This window comes from Microbacterium phycohabitans (genome assembly GCF_032464935.1).
GTDB classification, from domain to species: domain Bacteria; phylum Actinomycetota; class Actinomycetes; order Actinomycetales; family Microbacteriaceae; genus Microbacterium; species Microbacterium phycohabitans.
In genome coordinates this window covers 94,986-121,409 of sequence record NZ_JAWDIT010000005.1, presented here as the reverse complement: position 1 = coordinate 121,409, position 26,424 = coordinate 94,986, and the positions used below count along the sequence as shown (strand labels likewise).

The window sequence follows — 26,424 nt, the reverse complement described above, 5'->3', positions numbered from 1 at the left end:
CAGAACCCGCGCCTAGACTGGGATCGTGCCCGCCGATCGCCTTCATCTCGTGCGCCACGGAGAGGTTCACAACCCCCGTCGCGTGCTCTACGGTCGGCTCCCCGGATTCGGTCTGAGCGTCGACGGCCGGCGCATGGCGCGGCAAGCGGCCGAGTACGTCCACAGCCTCGAGCGCCCCGTGAGCGCACTCGTGGTGTCGCCCCTGCAGCGCACGCGCGAATCGGCCGAGCCGTTCGTCGAGCTGTTCGGGGCCGAGCCGTTCATCGACGATCGGGTGATCGAGCCCACCAACGTCTTCGAGGGGCGCCGCATGAAGCAGGCCCTCGCGAACCCCCTGAACTGGCGTCACCTGAGCCGCCCCGCCGTGCCCAGCTGGGGCGAGCCGTACGAGCGCATCGTCGCCCGCATGGTCGCGGCGATGGATGACGCCTGGAACCGCGTGCCCTCGGGCGACGTCGTCGTCGTCTCGCACCAGCTCCCCATCTGGGTGACCCACCTCGCCCTGTCCCACCAGCCCACCCGCCACGACCCGCGCAAGCGTCGCTGCGCGCTGTCGAGCGTGACGAGCTTCGAACGGCGCGACGGCGCCGGCGGTCCGCGGTTCGTCGAGGTGGCGTACGCCACGCCGGCGTCGACCGCCGGCGCCGTCGACGTAGGAGCCGTGTGATGCGCCGAATCCTCACCGCGGCCGGGGCGGTCCTCGCCTCCGCCGCCCTCATCGCGGGCCTGGCGGCCTGCAGTGCCGACCCGCTCGCGGATCAATACCGCGCCGGCGACAACAAGGGCTACATCGCCGCGAACGGCTTCCAGACCAAGGAGATCGCGGCGGATCAGCGCGGCGAGCCCGTCGACTTCTCGGGCACGCTCGACAACGGCTCGCCCGTCTCGAGCGCCGACTTCGCGGGCGAGGTGCTCGTGGTCAACTTCTGGTACGCCACGTGCGGTCCGTGCATCATCGAGGCTCCGCGTCTCGAGCAGGCGTACCAGAGCTTCCAGGGCCAGGACGTCTCCTTCCTGGGCATCAACACCTACGACCAGCCCGCGACGGCGCTGTCGTTCGCTCGCGACCACGGGGTGTCGTACTCCAGCGCGATGGCGGTCGACGACGCCCAGCTCAAGCTCGCGTTCAGCAAGGCGACGCCGCTGAACGCCACCCCCACTACCCTCGTGCTCGACAAGCAGGGCCGCGTGGCCGCCCGCATCGTCGGAGAGCTGCCCGAGGCGTCGATCCTCGAGGCGATCGTGCGCACGCTCGTCGCGGAGAGCGCGTGAACCCCGGCGCCCTCGTCTTCGACGGCGCTCTGTGGGTGGCGGTGCCCATCGCCCTTGCGGCGGGGCTCATCTCGTTCCTCTCGCCGTGCGTCCTGCCGCTCGTCCCGGGCTACCTGGGCTACATCGGCGGTGCCGTCGCCCCGCGTGGGGGCTCGGCATCCGGGGCCGGCCGCGGCCGACTCCTCGGGGGCACCCTGCTCTTCATCGCCGGGTTCACGGTGGTGTTCATGGCGATCAACGTCCTCGGGGGGACCCTGGGGCGGTTCTTCATCGAATACGCCGACGTCATCACGCGCGTGATGGGCGTGGTGATCATCCTGATGGGGCTCGTCTTCATCGGGTTGTTCGGCCTTGCGCAGCGGTCGGTGCGGATGCAGTCGCGCGGCAACATGGGGCTCATCGGCGCTCCGCTGCTGGGCATCGCCCTCGGCATCGGCTGGACGCCGTGCATCGGGCCGACGCTCACGGCGATCCTGTCGGTGTCGTACAACTTGGGCGACCCCGGCCGCGCGGCGCTGCTGGGACTCGCGTACTCGCTGGGCCTCGGCATCCCGTTCGTGCTCCTCGCCCTGGGGCTGGGGTGGGCGACGCGCTCGGTGTCGTTCGTGCGCACGCACATCCGCGTCGTCAACCTCATCGGCGGGGGTCTGCTCATCGTCCTCGGACTGCTGATGGTCACGGGCCTCTGGGGGCAGTGGATGTCGATGCTGCAGGGGGTGATCCAGGGTGTCCAACTCCCGCTCTGATCGAGGGAACACGATGACCGACCCGCTGCGTCCGTCCGACCACGCCGACTCGACCTCCGACGACGTCACCCAGCCGCGGCTGGGCGTCGTGGGATGGCTGCGGTGGGGATGGCGGCAGCTGACGAGCATGCGCACGGCCCTGGTGCTGCTGCTCCTGCTCGCGATCGCCGCGGTACCCGGCTCGCTGGTGCCGCAGCGCAGCGCCGACCCCAACGGCGTCACCCAGTACTTCACCGACAACCCCGACCTCGCGCCGGTGCTCGACAAGCTGAGCCTGTTCGACGTCTACACCTCGCCCTGGTTCTCGGCGATCTACCTGCTGCTGTTCATCTCGCTGATCGGGTGCGTGCTCCCGCGCACGAAGCACCACTGGAAGGCCCTGCGCTCGCAGCCGCCGCGCACGCCCGCGCGACTGTCGCGTCTGGACGACCACCGCTCCCGCACGATCGCGGTCGACGCGGACGCGGATGCGGATGCCGTGGCGGCGGCCGCCGTCGAGAGCGCGGCCGTGCAGCTGCGCAAGAGCGGCTACCGGGTGGCGCGGTACGACGGCCGCGGGACCTTCTCGGTCTCGGCCGAGCGCGGTTACCTGCGCGAGACCGGCAACCTGCTCTTCCACGGCGCGCTCGTGGGCGTCTTGATCGCCGTCGGCGTCGGCGGGGGCTTCACCTACACCGGTCAGCGCGTGCTCGTCGAGGGCCAGGCCTTCGCGAACAGCCTCCTGGACTACTCCTCGTTCAACCCGGGTCGCTTCGTGAGCGGAGACACCCTCACGCCGTATTCGATGACCCTCGATCAGTTCGACGTCACCTACGTGCCCCCCGGGCAGCCCGGATCGGGGCAGGCGGGCGATTTCGTGGCGCACGTCACCACGCAGGCGCCCGGCGGAGACCCCCAGGACGGCGAGGTGCGCGTCAACCACCCGCTCGACGTGCAGGGCGACCGCGTCTACCTGCTGGGCAACGGCTACGCCCCGACCGTGACGATCCGCGATGCGCAGGGCAACGAGGTGTTCCACGACTCGGTCGCCTTCCTCCCGCAGGATGCCAACATGACCTCGCTCGGCGTCATCAAGGTCGCCGACGGTCTTCCCGAGCAGCTAGGCCTGCTGGGCTTCTTCTACCCGACGATGGACGTGCTGCCCTCGGGCGCCCTCACCTCCACCTACGGCGCCCTCGAGTACCCCACCCTCACGCTGCGCGTGTACGAGGGCGACCTCGGGATCGACGACGGCACCCCCCGTTCGGTCTACACGCTCGACCCCTCGGGCATGACGCAGATCGCGGGCGGCGACAGCGGGAACCCGGCCATCCAGCTCATGCCCGGCCAGACGGAAGACCTGCCCAACGGCCTCGGCACGATCACGTTCGAGAACGAGGCGCCCGCGGGCACCGTTGGGTACGAGGGTTCGGTGAAGCGCTTCGCGTCGCTGTCGATCCACCGCGATCTCGCCGGACCCTGGGTGCTCTCCTTCGCCCTGCTGGCTCTGCTCGGTCTGCTCGCCGCGCTGTTCGTGCCGCGTCGGCGCATGTGGGTCAAGGCCACTCCGCAGGGTGACTCGGTGCTCATCGAGTACGCCGGTCTCGCCCGCGGTGAGGACCCCACGCTCGCGGCGGCCGTCGATCAGCTCGCCGCGAAGCACGGGGGCTCGCTTCCCGAGGCGTCCGGCGCCGGCGGCTCCGGGGGTGCCGGTGCGGCGCCTGCGCGGGCGGCCGACCCCGCCTCCGCCGACGGCACGGCATCCACGACTCCTCCCCAGAGCCACCCCGACACCGGAAAAGTAGACTGAGACCATGCCCGGAACCGACCCGCTTCTCCTCGACGAGATCTCCCTCCTCCTGGTGTGGACGGCGGTCGCCATCTACGTGCTGGCGTTCATCGCCTACGCCATCGACCTCGCACGCCGCTCCGACCTCGCGCTCAAGGCGAAAGACGAGGTCGTCGCACGCGAGCTCGTGACCGCGGGCGGCGGGGGAGTGATCTCCGCGGGTGGCGGGTCATCGGCATCCACTCCGGCGGCGAAGCCCCGCTACCTGTGGGCGCGACTGGGCACGGTTCTGACGGCGCTCGGCTTCGTCTTCCACCTCGTCGCAACGGTGCTGCGCGGAATCGCGGCCGAGCGCGTGCCGTGGTCGAACATGTACGAGTTCGCCATGACCGGCCTGCTGCTGATCATCGCGGTCTACCTCGCCGTGCTCACGCGGTACGACCTGCGCTTCCTGGGCTCGCTCATGACCGGCCTCGCGGTGCTGCTGCTCGGCGGCGCGACGCTGGCGTTCCACGTCGAGGTCGTTCCGCTCGCCGACCCGCTGAAGTCGGTCTGGCTCGTCGTGCACGTGTTCGTCGCGAGCCTGGCGACGGCGCTGTTCGCCCTCGCCTTCGGGCTCTCCGTCGTGCAGCTCATCCAGACGCGGCGCGAGCGAAAGCTCGCCGAAGCCCCGGTGGATGCCGCACCCAAGCGCAGCTTCCTGCGCACGGTTCCGAATGCGGACGCCCTGGAGTCGCTGGCCTACCGCTTCGCGATCGTCGGCTTCATCTTCTGGACCTTCACCCTGATCGCCGGTTCCATCTGGGCGAACGACGCGTGGGGCCGCTTCTGGGGCTTCGACACCAAGGAAGTCTGGACCTTCGTCATCTGGGTGCTCTACGCGGGATACATCCACGCCCGCGCGACCCGCGGCTGGCGCGGCACGCGATCGGCGTGGCTGTCGATCATCGGCTTCACCGCGGTGATGTTCAACTTCACGATCGTCAACGTCTTCTTCAAGGGCCTGCACGCCTACAGCGGCTTGACGACGTAAAGCGCTGCGCTTCGCTTTCGGGCCCGTCCGGCTGTCGCCGGGCGGGCCCTCCGCGTGCGCCCGACACTCAAGGCTTTTCGGCCGCGCGGAGAGCACGGGCGACCGGGGCCACGACGTCGCGCTGGGGCGCGTCGAGGTGGTGAGCGACGACTCGGATCAGCGTCCAGCCTTCGCGCGCGATGGCGCGCCAGCGGTCGGCATCCCGGCGGAACTGCTCGGCGTCCGCGTGCTGCCGGCCGTCGTATTCGACCGCGACGCGCTCGTCGGGGTAGGCCAGATCGAGCCGTGCGACGAAGACGCCCTCCGGGGTCCGCAGCGTCCAGTTGATCCGCGGTTCGGGCAGACCGGCGTCGACCAGCAGCAGACGAACGAGCGTCTCGCGTGGAGACTCGACACCCGGTCGGATCAGCTCGACCGCCTCGCGGAGGGTGACGGCCCCGCGCCGACCCGCACGGCCGGCGGCCTCGTGAAGATCCGACGCGGACTCGCCCTGCGTCAGGGCCCAATCGCCCGCGGCGACCAGATCCTCACGCCGCAGCATGGTGCCGAGCTGCGCCCAGGTTTCGACGCGTGTTGCGATCGGCAGGTCATTGAGAAGTGTCACGCCGTCCGGCGGCATCGACACCCGGTGGCCGACGATCCCGGCCGTTCGAGGCTCCCGCGCGGGAGGAATCGCACTCACGTGCAGCAGATCGTCGTGCGGGATGGGGAGAGGCATCCCCCACAGGGAGGCGGCGGTGGAATGGCTGAAGAACTGCGCCCCGACCATTCGTGGGAGGAACGCTCGGCAGCGATCCTCGAGACGGGTCAGAGACTGCTCGCGGGTGATGCGAACACCGTGGAACGGTGACCGCAGATCGTGCGCGCTGAGCCGTCGACGCAGGACGCCGTGTTCGTCTGCCTCCCGCACGTGGAACGCCGAGCCGAGTTCAGGCGGAAGCGGTCGCGATCGCATGTCGCCAGCCCACACCACGTCCGCCAGCCCCGCATCTTATGTCCCCGCGGCCTGTGGACAACACTCCCTGTGGAGGACCCACCGCGTCCAGCGCCCCCTCGGGTGAGTGTCCAAGAAACCCCGTCCGAGCGGGCCGTGCATCGGCGTTTCCTGGACACTCGACTGAGTGGGTGGCGGAGCCGCGACCCGGGCTGGGCCGACGGCGCTCGCGCGGCGCGCGGTTACGCGGGCTGGGCGGCGGCGCGGGCGGAGGTCGTGCGGCGGCGCACCACGATCAGGGTCGTCGCGATCAGCGACAGCACGGCCCACACCACGAACCCGGCGACACCGGCTCCCACTCCGCCGGCCGACGAAAGGGCGCCGAGCATCGCGTCGTAGGCCGGGGCGGTGGGCAGCAGGGATGCCACGGCGGCCAGCGCGGGCGGCACGGTCGAGACGATGCTCGCACCCAGGGCGAGGGCCCCGATCACGGCGGCGATCCATCGTCCGGCCCCGCCGAACACCGCGACGAGAGCCTGATGAACGGCGGCGAAGGCGATGCCGGCCGCGACGCAGACGAGGGCGAAGAGGGCCCAGTCGCCCCAGTCGTACTTCGACGCGATCTGCACGACCGCGGCCACCAGCAGGCCCTGCACGGCGCCGACGAGTGCCGCCGGGGCGAAGCCGCGGAGCGCCACCAGAGCGGAGGGACGGCGGCTGGTGAGAGCGCGCGCCGACACCGCCTGGAACGCCACGAACGACGCGAGCCCGCCGAACCACAGCACGGCCATGGCCAGCAGCGGAACCGCCGCGAGGCCGAACAGCGAGTTGTCGGCGCCGGTCGCCGACACGGGATCGGCCACGACGTCGGCGAGGGTGGTCGCCTGGGTGTCGGTGTACGTCGGCAGCTGCGCGACGGCGGAGTCGAGCCCGTCAGCGAGCGACGAGGTGCCGGTCGCGACCTGGCCCACGCCGTCGGCGAGCTGCGCCGCTCCGTCTTCGGCGCCGGTGGCTCCGGATGCCAGCTGCGCGGCGCCCGAGCTGATGGCAGCGGCACCCGTGCCGAACTGCTTCGCGCCGTCGGCGAGCTTCGTCGCACCTCCGGCGATGCCGTCCATGCCGCCGGCGAGCGTGCCGAGACCGGACGCCGCTTCACGGGCACCGCCGGCGAGGCCGGTCGCACCGTCTGCGAGCTGCTGGTTGGCATCGGCGATGGCGCGGATGCCGGCGGGCAGCTGCGAGGCCTGACCGGCGAGGTCGCCGATCCGCGTGACCGTCTGCGTCGCCTGCGGGAGGGCCTCGTTCGCGGCATCGGAGGCGTCTCGCAGTGCTTGGCACTGCTCGGGAGTGCCGGTGCAGTCGGCGGCGGCTTTCTGCAGGGCCGCTGCGGCGTCGACGAGGGCCGTGTTGACCTGCGGAGCCGCGTCTGCGAGCTTCTGCGCGTCGTCGGAGAAGCCCGGGGGGATCTGATCGGCCAGACCGTTGATCTGCGTCGCGAGCTGCTGATTGCCCGCTGCGATCCCATCGGCCCCGGTCGCGAGCTTGTTCACGCCCGCCGCGGCATCCCGCGTCCCGTTCGCGAGGGCGGTTGAGCCGGATGCGAGCTGCGTCGCCCCGTCGGCGAGCGGACCCGCGCCGGCCGCGAGCTGCGACGCCCCGTCAGCGAGGCTCGAGGCTCCGCTGGACAGCTGACCGAGCCCGTCGCGCAGGTCGCCCGCGCCGGAGGCAGCCTTCGAGGCGCCGTCGGCGAGCTGGTGCGCGCCGCTGGCGGCCGTGCCGAGCTGGTCGCTCAGCGTGGTGAAGCCGAGGAAGACGTTCTTCAGATACTGCGACGACAGTTCGCCGCCGTACACACTGGTCGCGGTGGTGGCGAGCGCGGAGGTGATCGCGCCGTCGACGACGCGCGCGTCGGGGGCCGTCTGCACCCCGATGGTCGCCTTGACCGGCGTCTCGCCGGGCCGCGTCGAGAGCGAGGCGGCGGTGAAGTTCTCGGGGATGGTCACGACCGCGGTGTAGGTCCCGTCGGCGAGACCGGCCGCGGCATCCTGATCGTTCGAGATGACCCAGTCGATGTTGCTCGGCTGGTCGTCGGCGCCCTTCACGAGGCCGCCGGTGAGCTGTCGACCGAGGGGGACGAGCTGACCGTCGAGCTCGACGGCCTTGTCGTCGTTGACGATCGCGGCGGTGATGTTCTCGAGCCGGTCGGTGGGGTTGTAGAGCGCGCCGACCAGGATGCCGCCGATCACGGCGGGCAGCAGCAGCACACCGATCAGCGTCAGCCAGGTGACGGGGCGGCGCGAGCGGGAGCGCTCGACGGGGAGAGTCATGCGAACACCTCGGAGAGATCGGCGTAGGTTTCGGGTTCGGCGCGGTGCCGGCGGGGTGTGGGCAACGGCAGGGATGCCACGTCGGGACGGTGCGCCTCGGACAGCAGGGCGAGGGCTCGGCGCTCGTCGCGAGCGGAGACGACGAGCGTGAAGGGCGACGACGCGTCGCCCGAGCGTTCGCGGGCCTCGACGGCGGCACGGCGGAGCACGTGCGCGACGTCGTCGCGGGCGTCGTCGTCGAGGCGGTCGATGTCGGACACGACGACGATGCGCGTTCCCCGGGCGACGGCCTGGGCCACGTCGGCCTCGGCGGTGTCCGGGTCGTCGAGCAGGGCGACACCGACGCGGGCGCGCACGGCACCCGCGCGCTCGGGCACCAGGAGTCCGTCGACGCGAAGCTTCCCCTCGATCGTCGACAGACGACCGGCGAGGGCGAGCAGGAGCGTGCGCGTGGTGCGCGTCTCTCCGGTCACGAGCAGCGTGCCGCCGTAGCCCAGGCGCAGCGACACGTCGCGGAACACGGGTTCTTCGGCGTCCGAGAGGACGCTGATGCGCAGGTCGTCGGCGGCGATCGCCGTCGCGGGCTCGGAGGGCCAATCGGCGAGGTGCACCTCGCGCTCGACGGCCTCGCCCTCGACGTCGAGCTTGGGCAGGATGCGGTCGAGCCAGCGCGGCATCCACCAGGCCTTCGCGCCCAGCAGCGCGAGGATCGCCGGCACGAGGGTCATGCGCACGAGGAACGCGTCGACCGCGACACCGACCGCGAGGCCCAGGGCGATGGGCTTGAGGCTCGAGTCGCCCTCGGGCACGAACGCCACGAAGACGGCGAACATGATGACCGCGGCCGCCACGACGACGCGGGCGGATGCCGCGAAGCCGCTGCGCACCGCGCCGAGCGCCACCTCGCGGGGCGTGCGCCCCTCGCGCTTCGCGTGAACGTAGTCCTCGCGCATGCGCGAGACGAGGAAGACCTGGTAGTCCATCGCGAGGCCGAACAGCACGCCCATGACGACGATCGGCATGAAGCTGATGATCGGCCCGACCTTCGCCACGTGCAGGGCGTCGGCGAACCATCCCCACTCGAACACGGCGGCGACGACGCCGAACGACGCGGCGACCGACAGCAGGTATCCGCCGGCGGCGGTGAGCGGCACCCAGATGGAGCGGAAGACGATCATCAGCAGCACGAGGGAGAGTCCGACGACGAAGAGGCCGAAGGGCAGGAGCGCGGCTCCGAGCTGGTCGGAGATGTCGATCGTCACGGCGGTGTAGCCGGTGACGAGCAGACGCACGCCGAACTCGTCGTACAGGCGGTCTTCCTGCGCGCGGAGCTCGCGGACGAGATCGGCGGTGCGGGGGTCGTCGGGCGCGGTCTCGGGGACGATCTGCACGATGCCGGTGTCGGCGGTCTCGTTGGGGGTGGCCAGGGCCACCTCGGCGACCCCGGGGATCTTCGCGATCTCGTCGCCGATGCTCGTCATGAGGTTCAACGGGTCGTTCGAGGTCACGATCGTGCCGGTCATGATGAGCGGCCCGTTCGCACCCGGCCCGAAGTACTCGTCGGTCAGCTCGTAGGCCACGCGTGCCTCGTCGCCCTCGGGCAGCTGGCCGGCGTTGGGGAGGGTCAGAGCGAGCGACGCGGCCGGGATCGCGGTGACGCCCAGCAGGCCGATGACGGCGACGGTGGTGACGACCGGGTGCCGGGTGACCAGGCCCACCCACCGCTTCGCGGGACCGTTGCGCTGAGCGCGCACGGCCGCCGTGGTGGCGCGCCGCAGACTCTCGGCGGCGGCCTCTTCGGCGGCGGCCGCGTCGTCTTCGGCGGTGGCGGTGCGGGACCGCTTCTTCGCACGCTTGTATCCCCACCCGACGACGCGGTGACCGGCGAAGCCGAGGAAGGCCGGCGTGAGAGTCAGCCCCACGCACACCGCGATCGCGACCGCCACGGAGGCCGCGATGCCCATGGTCGTGAGGAAGGGGATGCCGGCGAAGCTCAGCCCGATGAGGGCGATGAGCACCGTGATCCCGGCGAACACCACGGCCGAGCCGGCGGTGCCGACCGCGCGGGCCGTGGACTCCTCGGGGTCCATGCCCGCTCTCGTCTGGTCTTGATGTCGCGACACGATGAAGAGCGCGTAGTCGATGCCGACCGCGAGGCCCAGCATCACCGCCAGCAGCGGGGTCGTCGACGACACCGTCGCGAAGCCGGTCGCGATGAAGATGAGGGCGATCGAGAGGGCGACGCCCAGGATCGCGGTGGCCAGCGGCATCCCGGCCACCAGGAACGAGCGGAACGTGACCATCAGCACGAGAGCCGCGATGAGCACGCCGAGGGCTTCGGTGAGGGAGGCGCCGGGGATCTCGGTGGCGAAGAGTTGCCCGCCCAGCACGGCCTGCGAACCCGAGGGGAGAGCCTCTCCGAGGGCCGTCGCGGCCTCGCGGAGTCCGTCTTCGGTCGCCTGCGGGACCTCGGTGGCCTCGCCCGAGAACTGGATGCGGACGATGGCCGCCCGCTCGTCGTCGGAGATGCCCCCCGAGATGCGCGTGTCGTAGGGGTCGGTCACGGCTTCGACGAAGTCGAGACCGCCGATGTCGCTCGTGGTCTTCTGCACGGCGTCCTGATACGCCGGATCGGTGACCTTCGCTCCGTCGGCGGAGACCACGATGATCTCGGCGCTCGCACCGCTCACCTGGGGGAAGGTGCGCCCGAGCATCTCGAGACCCGCCTGCGACTCGGTGCCGGGGATCGCGAAGGTGTTGTCGGTGCCCTTCGCGAACAGCGCGACGCCGCCCCCGGCGATCACGAGAACCAGCAGCCACGCCGTGAGGACGCGCCACGGGTGGCGGAACGACCAACGCCCGAGGGTGTACAGGAATGTCGACACGGTGGCTCCCAGATCGGTGAACGGGTCGATACATCACCGTATCGGATACAACAATGTATCCTAGACCCTCGGGGGTGGTGTCGAACCTGGATGTCGCCCGAGAACAGGAGGCCCCGGATGACCGATTCCGCGCCCGCGACGACGCGCCGCCGCGAGAACACGCGCATCCGCCTCATGGATGCCGCAGCCGAGATGTTCGCCGAGGTCGGCATCGACGCCGCGTCGGTCGAGGCCGTCTGCGAGCGCGCGGGTTTCACCCGCGGGGCGTTCTACTCGAACTTCGGCTCGAAGGAAGAACTCTTCCTCGCCCTGTGCGCCCGGTCGGCGGAGACCACGATCGCGGCGGTGCGCGAGCGCGTCACCTCGATCGAGAGCCGCGGCCTCGAAGACGCCGGCGACGTGCTGCAGCTCGTCCAGGAGGTGCTCGAGGCCACCGGCGAGGACCGCCTCGACGTGCTCCTGGGAGCCGAGACGCGTCTGCAGGCGCTGCGCAATCCGGGTTTCGCCGAGGCCTACCTGGCTCTCAACCAGGGCCTGGGGGAGAGCGTCACGCAGCTCGTCCGCGACATCGCCGGTGCGCGGGGGCTCTCGCTGCGCGTGCCCGCCGACGTGGCGACCGACCTCCTGCTGTCGGTGTGGATCACGACCTCCGAGACGGCACTGCTCACCCGTCAAGCGCCGTCCGAGTCGCGGTCCGGTCTGGCCGAGCGGCTGTCGCAGGTGGTCGGGCTCATCCTCGAGTGAGCAACTCGTAGCAGCGGCCGAGGCGCGCCAGCCACCAGTCGCGCCGCTCGTCGTCGGCCGCCACTCGGTCGAGATCGGTAGCGGACGGGCGCGGACGCTCGAGGGGCAGCACCCCACCCCGGGCCACGAGGGGGGATGCCACGACGTCGGTGGTGAAGAGCGACGCGGTCCCCAGTCCGCAGTCGTAGGGCAGCTCGGGCAGGGATGCCGCCAGCGCCGCGCCCATCGACAGGCCGATCGAGGTGTCGAGGGCGCTGGAGACGACGACGGGGAGTCCCGCCTGCCGCACGATCTCGCGGGCCGCATGGACGCCGCCGAGGGGCTGCGCCTTGATGACGAGCAGATCGGCCGCGCCGCTGCGCGCGACCCGGAGCGGGTCGGCGGCCTTCCGGACGCTCTCGTCGGCGGCGATCGGGATGTCGAGGTAGCCGATGCGCTCCCGCAACTGCACGAGCTCCTCGATCTCGGCGCACGGCTGCTCGACGTACTCCAGGTCGAACGCGGCCAGGGCGTGCACCGCGCGCTCGGCCTCGTCGACGTTCCACGCCGCATTGGCATCGACGCGCACCCGCCCCTCCGGGCCCATGCTCTCGCGCACCGCCCGCACCCGCGCCACGTCGTCGGCGAGGGTCTGCCCAGGCTCGGCCACCTTGACCTTGACCGTCCGGCATCCGTCGTATCGGGCGAGGAGACCCGCGACCTCGGATGCCGCCACCGCGGGCATCGTGGCGTTCACCCCGACACCCTCGCGGACCGGGGTGGGCGCTGCGGTCCACCCGTAGTCGATGGCCCCGGCGAGCCAGGTGGCGGCCTCGACGTCGCCGTATTCGACGAAGGGTGAGAACTCCGTCCACCCCTCCGGCCCCTCGAAGACCATCGCTTCGCGCACCAGGATGCCGCGGAACCGGGCGGCGAGGGTGAGTGAGACCACCCGCGCGGTGGACAGGATGTCGGCGAGCGGGGGGAGGGCGACGGTGCTCATGCCCTCATCATGTCCCTCAGCGGGGTCCGCCGCCGCCGAACCCGCCGAACCAGAACGTCTGGCGTTCGGCGGTGTAGGAGGAGAGGTCTTTCTGCGAGTCCAGGGACCGCTGAGCGTCCTCGGCCTGCTCGTGCGTGCGGCGCGGACCGAAGAGGTAGTCGCGCAACCGCGAGAGCTTCGACATCTTCTTCGTCATGATGACTCCGATCGTCGGGAACCCTCCACGCTACGGGCGATCGAGCCCGTGGTCTACCCGTCCCGGCGCGCGGGCACGGGCATAGGCTGACGCCATGCTCTTCGACACCCCGGTACGGCTCGGCGTCCAGATCCAGCCGCAGCACGTGCACTACTCCGACATCCGCGACGCCGTCTTCCGTCTCGAGGAGATGGGCGTCGACGTCCTGTTCAACTGGGACCACTTCTTCCCGCTCTACGGCGACCCCGACGGCGAGCATTTCGAGGCGTGGACGATGCTGTCGGCCTGGGCCGAGCAGACCGAGCGCGTCGAGTTCGGCGCCCTGGTCAACTGCAACAGCTACCGCAACGCCGACCTGCAGGCCGATATGGCCCGCACCGTCGACCACATCAGCAAGAAGGGCGGCGACACCGGCCGCTTCATCTTCGGCACCGGTTCGGGCTGGTTCCAGCGCGATTACGACGAGTACGGCTACGAGTTCGGCACCGCGGGCTCGCGTCTGAACGCCCTCGCGACCGACCTCGACCGCATCGCCGCTCGCTGGTCGAAGCTCAACCCCGCCCCCACCCGCGAGATCCCCGTCATGATCGGCGGCAAGGGCGAGCAGAAGACGCTTCGCATGGTCGCCCGGCACGCCCACATCTGGCACAGCTTCGTCACGCCCGACGAGCTGCCGCACAAGTTCGAGGTCATCGAGCGCTGGGCCGAGACCGAGCAGCGCGACCTGTCGACCCTCGTCGTGTCGAACGAGCTCAAGGACCGCGACGAGGACGTCGCCGACGCCCTCTTCGAGGCCGGTACGCGCCTGTTCACGCTCGGCTTCTCGGGGCCCGAGTGGGATTACTCGCTCGTCGAGCGGTGGCTGCGCTGGCGCGACGCCAAGAACGCGTGACAGCGGGCACCCCGACTGATCAGGGGTGCCCCGCGACGACAGCGGCACCCCGAACCGGTCGGGGTGCCGCTGTTGCGTTCACGGCGTGAACTGCGCCCCGCCCGAGGTTCCGGTCCCGTTCTTCACTGCCTCGCCGGCGTAGTACGCCGTCTCGCTCTGATGGTTCATCGAGCGGCGCGCGTCCTCGGACTGGTCGTGCGAGGGGGCACCCAGGAAGTACTCCCGGATGCGACCCAGAATCGACACCTTCTTCGTCATGATGACTCCGATCGTCGGGGGTGCCCACGCTACGGTTCTTCCCGAGATCCGTCCACAGGTCGGCGCCCGACGGCCGTGGCGCGGCGCCCGCGCGTAGGCTGAAACCGTGACCGTCTCCGAGCTCTTCGACCCCGCGGAATGGACCCTGGCGCCCGGCGCCGAGGACTACACCGACATCACGGCCCACGTCACCCACGACGGTCGCGTCGCGCGCATCGCGTTCGACCGCCCGGAGGTGCGCAACGCCTTCCGACCGCACACCGTCGACGAGCTGTACCGCGCCCTCGACATCGCCCGCCAGGACCACCGGATCGGCGTCGTGCTCCTGACCGGCAACGGTCCGAGTGCGAAAGACGGCGGCTGGGCGTTCTGCTCGGGGGGCGATCAGCGCATCCGCGGGCGCGACGGGTACAAGTACTCCCACGAAGAGAACGTCGTGCACGATCCGGGCCGCGCCGGCCGCCTGCACATCCTCGAGGTGCAGCGCCTCATCCGGTTCATGCCGAAGGTCGTCATCGCCGTGGTCCCCGGCTGGGCGGCGGGCGGCGGCCACTCGCTCAACGTCGTCTGCGACCTGTCGATCGCCAGCCGCGAGCACGGCCGCTTCAAGCAGACGGATGCCGATGTCGGCTCGTTCGACGCCGGATACGGCTCGGCCTACTTCGCGCGCCAGATCGGGCAGAAGTTCGCGCGCGAGATCTTCTTCCTCGCCGAGGAGTACTCCGCCGAGCGGGCGTACGAGATGGGCGCGGTCAACCGTGTCGTCGCGCACGCCGAGCTCGAGCGCGAGGCGCTGTCGATGGCCCGCACGATCCTGACGAAGTCGCCCACCGCGATCCGCATGCTCAAGTACGCCTTCAACGCCGTCGACGACGGACTCGTCGGTCAGCAGCTGTTCGCCGGCGAGGCGACGCGTCTCGCGTACGGCACCGACGAGGCCGTCGAGGGTCGTGACTCCTTCCTCGAGAAGCGCGAGCCCGACTGGTCCGACGTGCCGTGGCACTACTGATCGCCGGGGCTCCCGCGTGAGGCTCGAGCCGCCGGCATCCACGGATCCGCGCGACGTGCTGCGCGCGCTGCGCGCGGCCGTCGTCGGAGCCGGTCCCGCCGTCGCCCTCGGGGGCGGGGCGCTGCCCGACGACGTGCCACCCGGAACCGCCGTCGTCGTGACGACCTCGGGATCGACCGGGGTGCCGAAGTCGGTCGTGATCAGCCGGAACGCCCTCATCTCGAGCGCCTACGCGACGGCGGCGCGCATCGGGGAGGGGGCGTGGTTGCTCGCGGTGCCGGCGACCTACGTCGCCGGGGTGCAGGTGCTCGTGCGCGCCCTGCTGGCCGATCGGGAGCCGGCGGTCGTCGCGGGGCCCTTCCGCCCCGAGCCCTTCGCGGCGGCGGCGCGCGGAATGGCGTCGCACGACAACGGCGCCCGCGTGCCGACCTACACCTCGCTGGTTCCCGCGCAGCTGCAGCGGCTGCTGGATGCCGCGGACGCCGATGCGACGGTGGCCGAAGCGCTGCGCTCGTTCGAGGCGATCCTCATCGGCGGTCAGGCCCTCGCGCCCTCGGTGGCCGAGCGGGCGGAGGCGCTCGGCGCCCGGATCGTGCGCACGTACGGCTCGAGCGAGACGAGCGGCGGCTGCGTCTACGACGGCGTACCGCTCGACGGGGTCGGGATGTCGGTCGTCGACGGCGAGGTGCGCCTGTCGGGGTCCACGCTCGCCGAGGGGTATCTCGGCGACCCCGAGCGCACGGCATCCGTCTTCCCCGTCGACGCCGACGGCACGCGCTGGTACCGCACGGGCGATGGGGGCGAGATCGTCGACGGCGTGCTGCGCGTGACCGGTCGGCTCGACAACGTCATCGTCTCGGGCGGCGTGAACGTCTCTCTCGATCGGGTGGAGGCGGCCGTGCGCGGTATCGCCGGTCTGGAGTCGGCGGTGGTCGTTCCGATCCCGGATGCCGAATGGGGACAGGGATCCGCGGTGGTCGTGCCGGGGATCTCGCCGGCCGAGGAGACCGCCGCGCTCGAGCGCATCCGCGCGGCGGTGGGGGCCGAGATGGGAGCGCCAGCGCGCCCGGCGCGGGTCGTGTCGATCGCCGAGCTCCCGACCCTGTCGTCGGGCAAGCCCGATCGCGCGGCCCTGCGTGCGGCGCTCGCCCGCGACCCGCGGGCTCAGGCGCACCCGTCGGGCAGCGGCTCGACCGGGCACGGGTCGGACCGGGCATAGGATTTCCCTCCGTGGCAGCACCCTCTCGCAAGCGTTCGCACCCCGCCAAGAAACGTCGCCCCGGCGGCAATCCGCAGAAGGCGAGGGCGGGTGCCCCGCAGGCCGTCGCTCCGGCCACCGCGCGCGACTGGATCGCCGCCGCGCGCCTGCGCACGCTGCCGCTGGCGATCACCCCGGTGCTGATCGGAACGGGGTCGGCGACGCTCGTCGACGAGCAGCTCCACTGGGTGATCGCGCTCGCCTGCCTCGCGGTGGCGTTCGCGCTGCAGATCGGCGTCAACTACGCCAACGACTACTCCGACGGCATCCGCGGGACCGATGACGTGCGTGTCGGTCCCGGGCGTCTGACCGGCGGTCGCAAGGCGAAGCCCCGCACGGTGCTGATCGTCGCCCTGGCGTTCTTCGCGCTCGCCGCGGTGATCGGCCTGGCCCTCGTCATCCGCACGGGGCAGTGGTGGCTGATCGCGGTGGGGGCCGTCTGCATCGTCGCCGCGTGGTTCTACACCGGGGGCAAGCGTCCCTACGGCTACAACGCGATGGGCGAGCTCTTCGTCTTCGTGTTCTTCGGGCTCGTCGCCACCCTCGGCACGACGTGGCTGCAGGTGCAGGCTCTGCCGCAGGAGGGGTGGTTCGGCGCTGTCGCCGCGGGACTTCTCGCGTGCGCCGTGCTGCTGGCCAACAACCTCCGCGACATCGACCAGGACCGCCTCGCCGGGAAGCGCACGCTGTCGGTGCTGATCGGCCGGCGCCCCACCCAGGTGCTGTTCACGCTCTTCGTGGTCGTTCCGTTCGCGATCGCCGTGTTCCTGGCGTTCGTGTACCCGATCGCCTGGCTGACCTTGATCGCGTTGCTCGGGGGCCTGGCCGCGATCCTCATCGTGTGGACCTACCGGACGCCCCGCGAGCTCATCACGGCCCTGCAGGTGACGAGTTTCACGTCGGTGGCCTACGGCGCGCTGCTCTTCTGGGCGTTCGCGGGCTGAACCGCGGGGCGAACGGAACCGGGCGGCGGGCGCAGCGCCGCGCCTCGACCGCCGCCCCTCATGCGTGGCGGTCGGGAGTCCGCGCGCCGAGCGGGCGGCGCGATGCGTCGCGAATGCCGATGGCCCGCCGACGGGTGAACGGCGCCGCGTGATGCTGCCGGGTGATCGATCCCCTCGGCGAGGGCCGGCTCTCAGCCCGCGGCGGGCCGCTGATCGCGATCGACGTCGGCGCGCGTGGCATCCACCACGGCGTCTTCGACGTCGGCGTCGGAATCCGCAGCGGAGCGGCGGCCGGTCGGCGTGCTGCGCTGCGCGCGGCGCTCGACGAGTCCGCCGGTGACCTTCTCGAGGGGACGACGCAGGAACAGCAGCGAGAGGCTGAAGCCGATGAGGGCCGCGAAGATCGCGGCGAGCCACGGCAGCTCCTGGAACACCGGGAACAACAGCAGGATGCCGAGGGGCACGAGGAAGGCGAGCAATCGCAGCACCGTGTAGACGAGGGCCGAACGTGCACGCATTGCTTCATTCTACGGCGGCGGCCTCTCGGTCGATCCCCGGTCGTTCGACGATGGGGGATGACGAGGAGCTCCGGGCCCTCGCCCAGCCGACGCACGTAGAATCAGGTCATGGCACGGCTGCTCCTCATCCTGGCGTTCGTGGCGGTCCTGTTCTGGGTCTACACGATCGTCGACTGCGCTGTGCAACCCCCCTCCCGGCACCGCGGGGTCGGCAAGGCGGCGTGGATGGCCATCGTCATCCTGCTTCCGGTGCTCGGCGGCATCCTGTGGTTCCTCATCGGTCGCGGCCGAGCGAGTCAGACGGTGGTGCGTCGCGCCCCCGACGACGATCCCGAGTTCCTCGGACGCATGACCGCCTCGGCGCGCGCCGAGCAGGACGAGCGCATCCGCCGCCTCGAGGAGGAGCTCGCCCAGCTCGACGCCGACGCCGACGAACCGCCGCGCCCGACCGACCCGGGCGACACCCCCGAGGGCGGCAAACCCGGCGACGACGACACCCGCGGCCAGCGCGGCACCGTCGGCTGAGCCGCTCGTGACCTCGCCGAACGATCGGTCAGCCGCGCCCGCGACCGATGCGGCCGCAGCGCTCCTCGCCGGCCTCGTGGCCCGCGGCGTGCGGCACATCGTGGTCAGCCCGGGCTCGCGGTCGCAGGCCCTCGCCCTCGTCGCCGCCGAGATGGAGCGCGCGGGTCTCGTCGAGCTGCACGTGCGCATCGACGAACGCGTCGCCGGTTTCACCGCCCTCGGCATCGGCCGCGAGACGGGGATGCCGGCGGTCGTCGTCTGCACCTCGGGCACGGCCGTGGCGAACCTCGTGCCCGCAGCGCTCGAGGCGCATCACGCCGGAGTGCCGCTGCTGCTGCTGACCGCCGACCGCCCGCCGGAGCTGCGCGGAGTCGGAGCGAATCAGACCACCCGGCAGCCGGGCCTGTTCCGTTCGGCGGCCCGGTACGAGGCCGATCTGGCGGTCCCCGAAGCCGTCGATCACCTCGGCGACGGCGAGCAGACCGTCGCTCTCGATCAGGTCGCGGCCGAAGCGCTCGCGGCGTCCCTCGGCGAGGGAGCGCGGGCCGCGGGCCCGGTGCACCTCAACGTGCCGTTCCGTGAGCCCCTCGCCGGCGCCGCTCCATCGTGGCTCGGCGCGCGGGCGGCATCCCGAGCCGTCGAGGCCGCCCCGGTCGACGACGCCGACGTATCGGGGGCGCTCTACCAGGGCGGGGGCGGGATCGGCGTCGCCGACGTCGCACCCGAGACCGAGGCGGCGCACGCGGTCGCCGCGGGGCCCCGCACGATCGTGGTCGCGGGAGCCGACGCGGGACCTGCCGCCGAGCAATTCGCCCACGACGGCGGCTTCCCCCTCGTCGCCGAGATCGTCAGCGGCGCGCGGTTCGGCCGACACGTGGTGCACGGCTACCGCGCCCTGCTGAGCGACCCCGCTCTCGGCGGGCGGGTCGAGCGCGTCGTTGTCTTCGGTCGCCCGACCCTCAGCCGGGAGGTCACCCGCCTGCTCTCGCGCGACGACGTCGAGGTCGTCGCGGTGCGCGGTCCCGGCGAACCGGTGAACCTGAACGGGACGACGCTCGCCGTCGACGCCGTGCGGGCGACGGGTGCGGCCGACCGCGCGTGGCTCGGCGAGTGGATGCGCGCCTCGCGCGATGCCGCCGTCGACCTGTCGCCGCCCGCTCCCGACGCCGACGGCCTGGCATCCGTCGTCCCCTCCGAGCGGCTCGGGGCGATCAACGCCGAGGTCGCCGTGTCGCGCGCGCCCGTCGACCGCGCCGCCCTCGTCGATGCGCTGTGGCGGGCCACCTGGCCGCACGACCGCCTCGTGTTCGGCTCCTCGCGCATCGTGCGCGTGGCCGACGAGCTGCTCGGCGGCAAGAAGGTGACGGTGCACTCCAACCGCGGCCTCGCCGGCATCGACGGCACGATCGCGACCGCCACGGGCGTGGCCCTCGCCAGCCAGGTCCACGAGCGGCCGGGCGTCACTCGTCTGTTGCTGGGCGACCTCGCCTTCCTGCACGACATGGGCGCGCTGCTGCTGCCGCCCGGGGAGCAGGAGCCCCGCCTGCAGGTCGTCGTCGGCAACGACGGCGGCGGCACGATCTTCGACGGTCTCGAGGTGGCATCCGTCGCCGGTGACGACGCGATGACCCGCGTGCAGTACACCCCGCAGAACGCGCGACTCGAGCAGCTCGCCCTCGCCTTCGGGTGGGAGTACCACCGCTGCACGACCCGCGTGGCTCTCGATCAGGTGCTCACGGCTCCGAGCGGGGGACGACAGCTCATCGAGGTGCCGCTCCCGCGCTGAGCGATGTCGCACGCCCCGCGCCGACCTGTGCCGGGGTCCGATCCCGCGCGGACCGTCTCGGACGATCTGTTCCGTGGCCCCTCCCGCACCGCGCCCGCCCGCGTCAATCGCTGGTGTCGAAACGGATGCCAGGGCACCATGTCGGAATGAGCAGAAGCCAGAGATGGTCCACGCCCGCCGCCGATGCCCTGCGCGTCGACCCGGGGTTCCGCCTCGCCGACATCGACACGCGGTCGACGCCCGGCTACGACGGAGACAAGGACGCCGGCAAGGCCGACCTCGAGGCGGGCCGCGAGCCGCTTGAGGGCTTGCAGGAGCGTCTCTTCGCGGAGAGCATCGCCGGTACCGCGACCGGCTCGGTGCTGCTGGTGCTGCAGGCGATGGACACCGCGGGCAAGGGCGGGATCGTGCGGCACGTCGTCGGGGCCGTCGACCCGCAGGGCGTCGAGCTCGCCTCGTTCAAGAAGCCCACGAGCGAGGAGCTCGCCCACGACTTCCTCTGGCGCATCGAGAAGCGGTTGCCGAACACCGGTCACATCGGGGTGTTCGACCGCTCGCACTACGAGGACGTGCTGATCGGCCGGGTGCGCTCGCTCGCGTCGGCCGACGAGATCGACCGCCGCTACGGCGCGATCGTCGCGTTCGAGGCCCAACTGGCCGAGATGGGCATCCGCGTGGTCAAGGTCATGCTGCACATCTCGAAGGACGAGCAGCGCGAGCGTCTCGCGAAGCGGCTCGACCGCCCCGACAAGCACTGGAAGTACAACCCCTCCGACGTCGACGAGCGCACGCTCTGGGACGACTACATGGAGGCCTACCAGGTGGCCATCGAGCGCACCTCGACGCCGGTCGCCCCGTGGCACGTCGTGCCGGCGGACCGCAAGTGGTACGCGCGTCTCGCGGTGCAGCAGTTGCTGATCGACGCGCTGGCCGACATCGACCCGCAGTGGCCCGCGGCCGACTACGACGTCGAGGAGGAGCGCCGGCGGCTCGCCGCGTCGTGACTCAGGCCAGGGCCTCGACGATCGGACGGAACTTCACCCGCGTCTCCAGCAGCTCCGACTCCGGGACGCTGTCGGCGACGATGCCCGCTCCGGCGTAGGCGGTGATCGGGGCGGTCGGCGACGACGGGGCGGCGCGGTCGATCTGGGCGCACCGCAGCGCGATCGCCCACTCGCCGTCGCCCGACGCCCCCGTCCACCCCACGGCCCCGGCGTAGCGTCCGCGGTCGAACGGCTCGAGGCGGCGGATGACCTCCATCGCCGCGGCCGTCGGCGTACCTGCGACGGCGGCGGTGGGGTGGAGCACGGAGAGCAGGTCGAGAGAGGAGGCGTCTTCGCTGAGCACGCCCTCGACGTCGGTGGCGAGGTGCCAGACGTTCGGCAGCTTCAGGGTGAAGGGTTGCTCCTCGGCCGCAAGCGACGACGTGTGGGGCGCCAGGGCCTTCAACACGCTCTGCACCGCGAAGCGGTGCTCGTCCTGATCCTTCGTGCTCCGGGTCAGACCGACGGATGCCGCGACGTCGGCGTCGGCGTCTCCGCCGCGCGCGACGGTGCCGGCGAGCACGCGCGCGGTCACCGTACCGTTCGACACCGTGACCAGCGTCTCGGGGCTCGCGCCGATGAGGCCGTCGACGGCGAACACCCAGCAGTCCGGATAGCCCTCGAGCAGGGAGCGCACCAGTCGTCGCAGGTCGGACCCCGCGGGCACCGTTCCGGCGATGTCGCGGGCCAGCACCACCTTGGCGACCTCGCGGGCGCCGATGGCCTCGATCGCCTGGCGGACGGCATCCTGATACTTCTCCGCCGTCTGCCGACCGGGGCCGAGCGTGGCCGACCAGTGCGGACCGAACGGGGAGCGCGGCGGCAGCTCGGGCTCGGGCCCGTCGGGTGTGTCGTCGAAGGCCAGGCGCGTGACCCAGGCCCGGCCGCTGTGTCGACCGACGATGGTCCCGGGCACGCGCAGCACGTTCTCGCGCTCGGACTGCGGGTCGAAGACGAACGACCCGAAGGCGACGAGGCCGGTGCCCGGCAGCTGCACGGGGTCGTCGACCTCGGCGGCGGCCGCGATCGCGCGCCAGCGTTCGGAGATGGTCGCGTCGCCGGGCTGCTCGCCGGTGTAGCGCAGCGTCAGCAGGTCGCCGAACGCGGCGAGCGATTCGCCGCGCCGGCTCCAGAACAGCGGATCGTACGGCGTCGTGTACGCGAGCACGTCGTCCATCGGGGCCAGCTCTCGTGTCACCACGCGCAGGCGCGGCACGACGTCATCCGCGGGTTCGAGCACGTCTTTCAGCGTAGACCCGCGCTGATCGGTGCGGAGGTGCGCGGCATCCGGATGCTCCAGCGTCGAGCAGACGCGGCCCACACGACGCAGGAGACCCCGCTCGTGGGGCCGTCGCCGCGCGGACTTTCCCGCGTCGCTCTCCCGAACTCCCGCGGTGCGTCCGCGAGCGCGCGGAGACCCGTGGTGGGGAGCGTTTTAGACTCCGGAGCATGGAAAACCGTCCTGCTCCCGGCACCCGCCTGCTCTTCGAGTGGCGCAAGTGGGACGGCTCGCCGCACTGGGTGCAGGACAGCGTCTACCTCGGCTCCGACGAGTGGGGCGAGTGGTTCGGCCAGCAGGTGGGCTGGCGCAGCGCGCGCCCGGGCGCCGAGTTCGTCTGCCGTCAGCCGAACGTGACGCTCGTGCCCGCGAGCGCCGACTGGGCCTTCACGCACAATGCCCACCCGCACCCCGTGGCCGTGTACATCGACCTCGCGTGGGACGTGCGCTGGCACGACGACGGCGTGCCCCGCGGCATCGACATGGACCTCGACGTGGTGCGCCGCACCGACGAGCGCGGCACCTGGATCGACGACCGCGACGAGTGGGACGAGCACCGCGTGCGCTACGGCTATCCGCTCGACATCGTGGAGCACCTGGATGCCACGGCCACCGATCTCGAGCGACGGGTGCGCGATCGCGAGGCGCCGTTCTCCGACGCGGTCACCGGTCCGTGGCTCGAACGCCTGGCGGCGCTGGCAACCCCCGGCGACGACCCCGCGGCGCGCGCCTAGACTCGACGGGTGAGCAGCGACCCCAACCGCGCCGACCTCGGTAAAGACCCGCAGCGCGTCAGCGGCATGTTCGACCAGGTCGCCGCGGCCTACGACCGCACGAACTCCGTGCTCAGCCTCGGCAACGACCGCCTCTGGCGTGCCGCGACGCTGCGCGCGGTGGCGCCGAAGCGGGGAGAGCGCATCCTCGACCTCGCCGCCGGCACCGGCACGTCGTCGATGGCGTTCGTGCCGAGCGGCGCGCACGTCGTGGCCGCCGACTTCTCGCGCGGCATGATCGCCGAGGGGCGCCGTCGTCACGGAGACGTGCCGAACCTCGAGTTCGTCCAGGCGGATGCCACCGACCTCCCCTTCGCCGACGGCGAGTTCGACGCGGTGACGATGTCGTTCGGTCTGCGCAACGTCAACGACCCGCGTCGGGCGCTGCGCGAACTGCGTCGCGTGACCCGCCCCGGCGGACGCATCGTCGTGTGCGAGTTCTCGCATCCGCCGTCCCGCGCGTTCAACGGGCTCTACCGCTTCTACAACGACCGCGTCCTGCCGCTCGTGGCCAAGGCAGTGAGCAGCAACGCGGAGGCCTACGACTACCTCAACGAGTCGATCCGCGACTGGCCCGACCAGCCGACGCTCGCCCGCTGGATGCGGGATTCGGGATGGGATGACGTGGCGTACCGCAACCTGTCGTTCGGCATCGTCGCGTTGCACCGCGGCATCCGCCCGGCCTCGTAGACCCCTGTCAACCGTCGAGATACCCGCGGCGGCCCCCGGCCACGCCAGGATAGGCTGAAACCGTGACCCCGAGACCGTCTGCGGCCAGCACCCGCCTGTCGGGAAAGCTGGGCCTGAGCGACCGCATCTTCGCCGGGCTGCGTTCTCGCACCCTCCTCTCCACCGTCGAGGCGGGTCTCGCGCGCGTCGAGAGCGAGCTCGAGGGCGAGGTGCGAAGCGCCGACAAACTCGCCGACGTGACCGCCCGCTACCTCTACGAAGCCGGTGGCAAGCGCGTGCGCCCCATGTTGGCGATCCTCACCGCGCAGCTCGGTCAGGGCACCACCAAGGAAGTCGTCGAGGTGGCCACGGCCCTCGAACTGACCCACCTGGGCTCGCTGTATCACGACGACGTCATGGACGGCGCCGACAAGCGCCGCGGGGTGCCGAGCGCGCAGACGGTGTGGGGCAACAACATCGCCATCCTCACCGGCGACCTGCTCTTCGCCCGCGCCAGCCAGCTCATGGCCCGCCGCGGCGAACGCGCCATCCAGCTGCAGGCCGACACCTTCGAGCGCCTCGTGCTCGGGCAGATGCACGAGACCGTCGGGCCCCAGGAGGGCGACGAGCCCGTCGACTTCTACCTGCGCGTCCTCGCCGACAAGACCGGCTCGCTCATCGCCGCCGCGGCCCAGTCGGGGATCATCTACTCGGGAGCGCCCGAGGAGTTCGAGCAGCCGATGGTCGTCTTCGGCGAGAAGGCCGGCGTCGCGTTCCAGTTGCTCGACGACGTGATCGACCTCTCGCCCGACCCCTCCGAGACCGGCAAGGTCCCCGGCACCGACTTGCGCGCGGGGGTGCCCACCATGCCGTACCTGCTGCTCGGGCACAGCTCCGACGCGGCATCCGCCGACCTGCGCGCGCGCATCGACGAGGGTCAGGAGCGCATCGCCGCCGGAGCCGACCCGTCGATCCTCGACGGAGCGCTCGCCGAACTGCGCGACCACGAGACCACGCACGAGACCCTTCGCCTCGCGCACCAGTGGTCGCAAGAGGCGATCGACGCCCTCGCGCCGCTGCCCGACGGCGCCGTGCGCGAGGCGCTGACGCGCTTCGCCCGTGCCGTGGCCGACCGCTCGGCCTGACCACTTTCCACCACCCCCCCCGATCGCGATCGAGAGGAACCCATGACGAAGCTGCGCCTCGCCATCGTCGGAGCCGGCCCCGCCGGCATCTACGCGGCCGACATCCTGCTGAAAGCCGAGCGTCAGTTCGACGTGTCGATCGACCTCTTCGAGCAGCTGCCCGCGCCCTACGGCCTGGTCCGCTACGGCGTCGCCCCCGACCACCCGCGCATCAAGGGCGTCATCACGGCGCTGCGCGAGGTGCTCGACCGCGGCGACATCCGCATCTTCGGCAACGTGAACTTCGGCACCGACATCACGCTCGACGATCTGAAGCAGCACTACCACGCGGTCATCTTCGCCACCGGAGCGATCCGCGACGCCGACCTCGACGTCCCCGGCATCGACGCGCACGGCTCCTACGGCGCCGCCGACTTCGTCAGCTGGTTCGACGGCCACCCCGACGTGCCGCGCGAGTGGCCCCTCGAGGCCGAGTCGGTCGCCGTCATCGGAAACGGCAACGTGGCGCTCGACATCACGCGCATGCTCGCCAAGCACGCCGACGACCTGCTGCCGACCGAGGTTCCCGACAACGTCTACCAGGGGCTGAAGGCCTCGCCCGTGACCGACGTGCACGTGTTCGGTCGCCGCGGTCCGGCTCAGGTGAAGTTCACCCCGCTGGAGCTCCGCGAGCTCGGCGAGCTGCGCGACGTCGACATGGTCGTCTACGACGAGGACTTCGACTACGACGAGGCGTCGAAGGCCGCGATCGAGACGAACAAGCAGGTCAAGGTCATCGACCGCGTCCTGCAGCAGTGGCGCACGCGCCCCAGCGTCAACAACGCCGGGGGAGAGGCGTCGCGTCGCCTGCATCTGCACTTCTGGGCGAAGCCCCTCGAGGTCGTCACGGACGACGAAGGCCGCGTCGCCGCCATCCGCTACGAGCGCACGAAGCCCGATGCCGAGGCCGGTGTGGTGGGCACGGGCGAGATCCGCGAGATCCCGATCCAGGCCATCTACCGCGCCGTCGGCTACTTCGGCTCGCCGCTGAAGGACGTCCCCTTCGACGAGCGGCACGGCGTCATCCCCAACCACGAGGGTCAGGTCATCTCGGCCGACTCGAACTCCCGCGTCCCGGGTCTGTACGCCACCGGCTGGATCAAGCGCGGGCCCGTCGGTCTCATCGGACACACCAAGTCGGATGCCATGGAGACGGTGCGCCACCTGATCAACGACCAGGGCCAGTGGTGGCAGCCCGCCCACCCGGAGGAGGAGGCCATCCCGGCCCTGCTCGCCGAGCGCGGTGTGCGCTGGACCGACCTCGACGGCTGGCACCGTCTCGACGAGCACGAGATGGCCCTCGGTGCCCCGCACGAGCGGGCGCGCATCAAGGTCGTCCCCCGCGACGAGATGATCGCGATCTCGCGCGGCGAGTAAACCTCCCCTCGAACCGCCCCGT

25 protein-coding genes are annotated in these 26,424 nt (G+C 71.5%); 17 read left to right on the top strand and 8 right to left on the bottom strand.

The window, feature by feature from the left end; genetic code table 11:
• The first annotated feature begins 25 nt into the window (after nucleotides 1–25).
• From RWH44_RS14065 to ccsB, 5 genes are read left to right on the top strand one after another with little or no spacing between them, the layout of a single operon-like run.
• Nucleotides 26–667 carry a histidine phosphatase family protein gene (locus tag RWH44_RS14065; RefSeq protein ID WP_298873966.1) on the top strand — a complete coding sequence of 214 codons (642 nt, stop codon included), beginning with the start codon at nucleotides 26–28 and terminating at the stop codon, nucleotides 665–667.
• On the top strand, nucleotides 667–1,272 hold the full coding sequence (locus tag RWH44_RS14060; protein ID WP_316005064.1) for a TlpA family protein disulfide reductase: 606 nt from the start codon (nucleotides 667–669) through the stop codon (nucleotides 1,270–1,272). The genes RWH44_RS14065 and RWH44_RS14060 overlap by 1 nt, the downstream gene beginning before the upstream one ends.
• Nucleotides 1,269–2,018: a cytochrome c biogenesis CcdA family protein gene (locus RWH44_RS14055; RefSeq protein ID WP_298873962.1), complete on the top strand. Its 750-nt coding sequence runs from the start codon at nucleotides 1,269–1,271 to the stop codon at nucleotides 2,016–2,018. The genes RWH44_RS14060 and RWH44_RS14055 overlap by 4 nt, the downstream gene beginning before the upstream one ends.
• Nucleotides 2,019–2,031: 13 nt before the next feature.
• The gene (gene resB / locus RWH44_RS14050) at nucleotides 2,032–3,807 is read left to right on the top strand and encodes a cytochrome c biogenesis protein ResB (RefSeq protein WP_316005063.1); all 1,776 of its coding nucleotides are present in this window, start codon (nucleotides 2,032–2,034) and stop codon (nucleotides 3,805–3,807) included.
• A gap of 4 nt (nucleotides 3,808–3,811) precedes the next feature.
• Complete coding sequence (ccsB, locus tag RWH44_RS14045) at nucleotides 3,812–4,819, top strand: c-type cytochrome biogenesis protein CcsB (protein WP_316005062.1); 1,008 nt, start codon at nucleotides 3,812–3,814, stop codon at nucleotides 4,817–4,819.
• A gap of 67 nt (nucleotides 4,820–4,886) precedes the next feature.
• Here the strand turns inward: ccsB and RWH44_RS14040 are convergent, their stop codons facing one another.
• The 3 genes from RWH44_RS14040 to RWH44_RS14030 form a co-directional block, all read right to left on the bottom strand.
• Complete coding sequence (locus tag RWH44_RS14040; protein ID WP_316005061.1) at nucleotides 4,887–5,537, bottom strand: endonuclease domain-containing protein; 651 nt, start codon at nucleotides 5,535–5,537, stop codon at nucleotides 4,887–4,889.
• A 458-nt stretch (nucleotides 5,538–5,995) separates the two neighbouring features.
• Nucleotides 5,996–8,080: a YhgE/Pip domain-containing protein gene (locus tag RWH44_RS14035; protein ID WP_316005060.1), complete on the bottom strand. Its 2,085-nt coding sequence runs from the start codon at nucleotides 8,078–8,080 to the stop codon at nucleotides 5,996–5,998.
• Nucleotides 8,077–10,965, bottom strand: coding sequence for an MMPL family transporter (locus RWH44_RS14030; protein WP_316005059.1), 2,889 nt, complete (start codon nucleotides 10,963–10,965; stop codon nucleotides 8,077–8,079). The genes RWH44_RS14035 and RWH44_RS14030 overlap by 4 nt, the downstream gene beginning before the upstream one ends.
• 117 nt (nucleotides 10,966–11,082) lie before the next feature.
• On the opposite strand from RWH44_RS14030, the gene RWH44_RS14025 reads away from it, so the two are divergent.
• Nucleotides 11,083–11,709, top strand: coding sequence for a TetR/AcrR family transcriptional regulator (locus RWH44_RS14025; protein WP_298873949.1), 627 nt, complete (start codon nucleotides 11,083–11,085; stop codon nucleotides 11,707–11,709).
• Here RWH44_RS14025 and RWH44_RS14020 read toward each other — a convergent pair.
• Together RWH44_RS14020 and RWH44_RS14015 are read right to left on the bottom strand one after the other, a co-directional pair.
• Nucleotides 11,696–12,691 (bottom strand): o-succinylbenzoate synthase, encoded by a 996-nt coding sequence (locus RWH44_RS14020; protein WP_316005058.1) that lies wholly within the window; start codon nucleotides 12,689–12,691, stop codon nucleotides 11,696–11,698. The two genes, RWH44_RS14025 and RWH44_RS14020, sit on opposite strands and share 14 nt — an antisense overlap.
• Before the next feature lie 16 nt (nucleotides 12,692–12,707).
• A complete protein-coding gene (locus RWH44_RS14015) occupies nucleotides 12,708–12,887 on the bottom strand; it encodes a hypothetical protein (protein WP_316005057.1) in 180 nt (59 codons plus the stop codon).
• 94 nt (nucleotides 12,888–12,981) lie between these two features.
• Here RWH44_RS14015 and RWH44_RS14010 point away from each other — a divergent pair, with 94 nt between their 5' ends.
• A complete protein-coding gene (locus tag RWH44_RS14010) occupies nucleotides 12,982–13,779 on the top strand; it encodes an LLM class F420-dependent oxidoreductase (protein WP_316005056.1) in 798 nt (265 codons plus the stop codon).
• A 78-nt stretch (nucleotides 13,780–13,857) separates the two neighbouring features.
• Here RWH44_RS14010 and RWH44_RS14005 read toward each other — a convergent pair whose 3' ends face one another.
• Nucleotides 13,858–14,037, bottom strand: coding sequence for a hypothetical protein (locus RWH44_RS14005; RefSeq protein ID WP_316005055.1), 180 nt, complete (start codon nucleotides 14,035–14,037; stop codon nucleotides 13,858–13,860).
• Between the two features lie 106 nt (nucleotides 14,038–14,143).
• On the opposite strand from RWH44_RS14005, the gene RWH44_RS14000 reads away from it, so the two are divergent.
• Genes RWH44_RS14000 through RWH44_RS13990 form a run of 3 tightly spaced genes read left to right on the top strand, consistent with a single transcriptional unit; the run spans nucleotide 14,144 to nucleotide 17,248 of the window.
• The gene (locus tag RWH44_RS14000) at nucleotides 14,144–15,046 is read left to right on the top strand and encodes a 1,4-dihydroxy-2-naphthoyl-CoA synthase (protein WP_316005054.1); all 903 of its coding nucleotides are present in this window, start codon (nucleotides 14,144–14,146) and stop codon (nucleotides 15,044–15,046) included.
• 16 nt (nucleotides 15,047–15,062) lie between these two features.
• Nucleotides 15,063–16,265, top strand: coding sequence for an AMP-binding protein (locus RWH44_RS13995; protein WP_316005053.1), 1,203 nt, complete (start codon nucleotides 15,063–15,065; stop codon nucleotides 16,263–16,265).
• An 11-nt stretch (nucleotides 16,266–16,276) separates the two neighbouring features.
• On the top strand, nucleotides 16,277–17,248 hold the full coding sequence (locus RWH44_RS13990) for a 1,4-dihydroxy-2-naphthoate polyprenyltransferase (protein WP_316005052.1): 972 nt from the start codon (nucleotides 16,277–16,279) through the stop codon (nucleotides 17,246–17,248).
• Nucleotides 17,249–17,439: 191 nt separating this feature from the next.
• Here RWH44_RS13990 and RWH44_RS13985 read toward each other — a convergent pair whose 3' ends face one another.
• A complete protein-coding gene (locus RWH44_RS13985; RefSeq protein WP_298873933.1) occupies nucleotides 17,440–17,766 on the bottom strand; it encodes a DUF4229 domain-containing protein in 327 nt (108 codons plus the stop codon).
• 108 nt (nucleotides 17,767–17,874) lie between these two features.
• Between RWH44_RS13985 and RWH44_RS13980 the strand changes: the two genes are divergently transcribed.
• The 3 genes from RWH44_RS13980 (at nucleotide 17,875) to RWH44_RS13970 (ending at nucleotide 21,081) form a co-directional block, all read left to right on the top strand.
• Complete coding sequence (locus RWH44_RS13980) at nucleotides 17,875–18,291, top strand: PLDc N-terminal domain-containing protein (protein ID WP_316005051.1); 417 nt, start codon at nucleotides 17,875–17,877, stop codon at nucleotides 18,289–18,291.
• 7 nt (nucleotides 18,292–18,298) lie between these two features.
• The gene (menD, locus tag RWH44_RS13975; RefSeq protein ID WP_316005050.1) at nucleotides 18,299–20,077 is read left to right on the top strand and encodes a 2-succinyl-5-enolpyruvyl-6-hydroxy-3-cyclohexene-1-carboxylic-acid synthase; all 1,779 of its coding nucleotides are present in this window, start codon (nucleotides 18,299–18,301) and stop codon (nucleotides 20,075–20,077) included.
• A 146-nt stretch (nucleotides 20,078–20,223) separates the two neighbouring features.
• Nucleotides 20,224–21,081, top strand: coding sequence for a polyphosphate kinase 2 family protein (locus RWH44_RS13970; protein ID WP_298873927.1), 858 nt, complete (start codon nucleotides 20,224–20,226; stop codon nucleotides 21,079–21,081).
• A gap of 1 nt (nucleotide 21,082) precedes the next feature.
• On the opposite strand, the gene RWH44_RS13965 is transcribed toward RWH44_RS13970, so the two are convergent.
• A complete protein-coding gene (locus RWH44_RS13965; RefSeq protein WP_298874250.1) occupies nucleotides 21,083–22,297 on the bottom strand; it encodes an isochorismate synthase in 1,215 nt (404 codons plus the stop codon).
• Nucleotides 22,298–22,569: 272 nt separating this feature from the next.
• Between RWH44_RS13965 and RWH44_RS13960 the strand changes: the two genes are divergently transcribed.
• The 4 genes from RWH44_RS13960 (at nucleotide 22,570) to RWH44_RS13945 (ending at nucleotide 26,402) form a co-directional block, all read left to right on the top strand.
• Nucleotides 22,570–23,133 carry a DUF402 domain-containing protein gene (locus tag RWH44_RS13960; protein ID WP_316005049.1) on the top strand — a complete coding sequence of 188 codons (564 nt, stop codon included), beginning with the start codon at nucleotides 22,570–22,572 and terminating at the stop codon, nucleotides 23,131–23,133.
• A gap of 9 nt (nucleotides 23,134–23,142) precedes the next feature.
• Nucleotides 23,143–23,862, top strand: a complete 720-nt coding sequence (locus RWH44_RS13955) for a demethylmenaquinone methyltransferase (protein ID WP_316005048.1) — start codon at nucleotides 23,143–23,145, stop codon at nucleotides 23,860–23,862.
• Nucleotides 23,863–23,924: 62 nt separating this feature from the next.
• A complete protein-coding gene (locus RWH44_RS13950) occupies nucleotides 23,925–24,986 on the top strand; it encodes a polyprenyl synthetase family protein (protein ID WP_316005047.1) in 1,062 nt (353 codons plus the stop codon).
• Nucleotides 24,987–25,028: 42 nt separating this feature from the next.
• Nucleotides 25,029–26,402 (top strand): FAD-dependent oxidoreductase, encoded by a 1,374-nt coding sequence (locus RWH44_RS13945; protein WP_316005046.1) that lies wholly within the window; start codon nucleotides 25,029–25,031, stop codon nucleotides 26,400–26,402.
• The last annotated feature ends 22 nt before the right edge of the window (nucleotides 26,403–26,424 follow it).

Excerpts from the sequence above, each read along its gene's own strand:
- RWH44_RS13970 (WP_298873927.1), top strand. The coding sequence starts at position 20,224 with ATGAGCAGAAGCCAGAGATGGTCCACGCCCGCCGCCGATGCCCTGCGC.
- RWH44_RS13985 (WP_298873933.1), bottom strand. The coding sequence starts at position 17,766 with ATGCGTGCACGTTCGGCCCTCGTCTACACGGTGCTGCGATTGCTCGCC.
- RWH44_RS14060 (WP_316005064.1), top strand. The coding sequence starts at position 667 with ATGCGCCGAATCCTCACCGCGGCCGGGGCGGTCCTCGCCTCCGCCGCC.
- RWH44_RS14020 (WP_316005058.1), bottom strand. The coding sequence starts at position 12,691 with ATGAGCACCGTCGCCCTCCCCCCGCTCGCCGACATCCTGTCCACCGCG.
- RWH44_RS13980 (WP_316005051.1), top strand. The coding sequence starts at position 17,875 with ATGGCACGGCTGCTCCTCATCCTGGCGTTCGTGGCGGTCCTGTTCTGG.
- resB (WP_316005063.1), top strand. The coding sequence starts at position 2,032 with ATGACCGACCCGCTGCGTCCGTCCGACCACGCCGACTCGACCTCCGAC.
- RWH44_RS14025 (WP_298873949.1), top strand. The coding sequence starts at position 11,083 with ATGACCGATTCCGCGCCCGCGACGACGCGCCGCCGCGAGAACACGCGC.
- RWH44_RS14005 (WP_316005055.1), bottom strand. The coding sequence starts at position 14,037 with ATGACGAAGAAGGTGTCGATTCTGGGTCGCATCCGGGAGTACTTCCTG.
- RWH44_RS13945 (WP_316005046.1), top strand. The coding sequence starts at position 25,029 with ATGACGAAGCTGCGCCTCGCCATCGTCGGAGCCGGCCCCGCCGGCATC.
- ccsB (WP_316005062.1), top strand. The coding sequence starts at position 3,812 with ATGCCCGGAACCGACCCGCTTCTCCTCGACGAGATCTCCCTCCTCCTG.
- RWH44_RS14010 (WP_316005056.1), top strand. The coding sequence starts at position 12,982 with ATGCTCTTCGACACCCCGGTACGGCTCGGCGTCCAGATCCAGCCGCAG.
- RWH44_RS14040 (WP_316005061.1), bottom strand. The coding sequence starts at position 5,537 with ATGCCTCTCCCCATCCCGCACGACGATCTGCTGCACGTGAGTGCGATT.
- RWH44_RS14035 (WP_316005060.1), bottom strand. The coding sequence starts at position 8,080 with ATGACTCTCCCCGTCGAGCGCTCCCGCTCGCGCCGCCCCGTCACCTGG.
- RWH44_RS14015 (WP_316005057.1), bottom strand. The coding sequence starts at position 12,887 with ATGACGAAGAAGATGTCGAAGCTCTCGCGGTTGCGCGACTACCTCTTC.
- RWH44_RS13960 (WP_316005049.1), top strand. The coding sequence starts at position 22,570 with ATGGAAAACCGTCCTGCTCCCGGCACCCGCCTGCTCTTCGAGTGGCGC.
- RWH44_RS13965 (WP_298874250.1), bottom strand. The coding sequence starts at position 22,297 with ATGGACGACGTGCTCGCGTACACGACGCCGTACGATCCGCTGTTCTGG.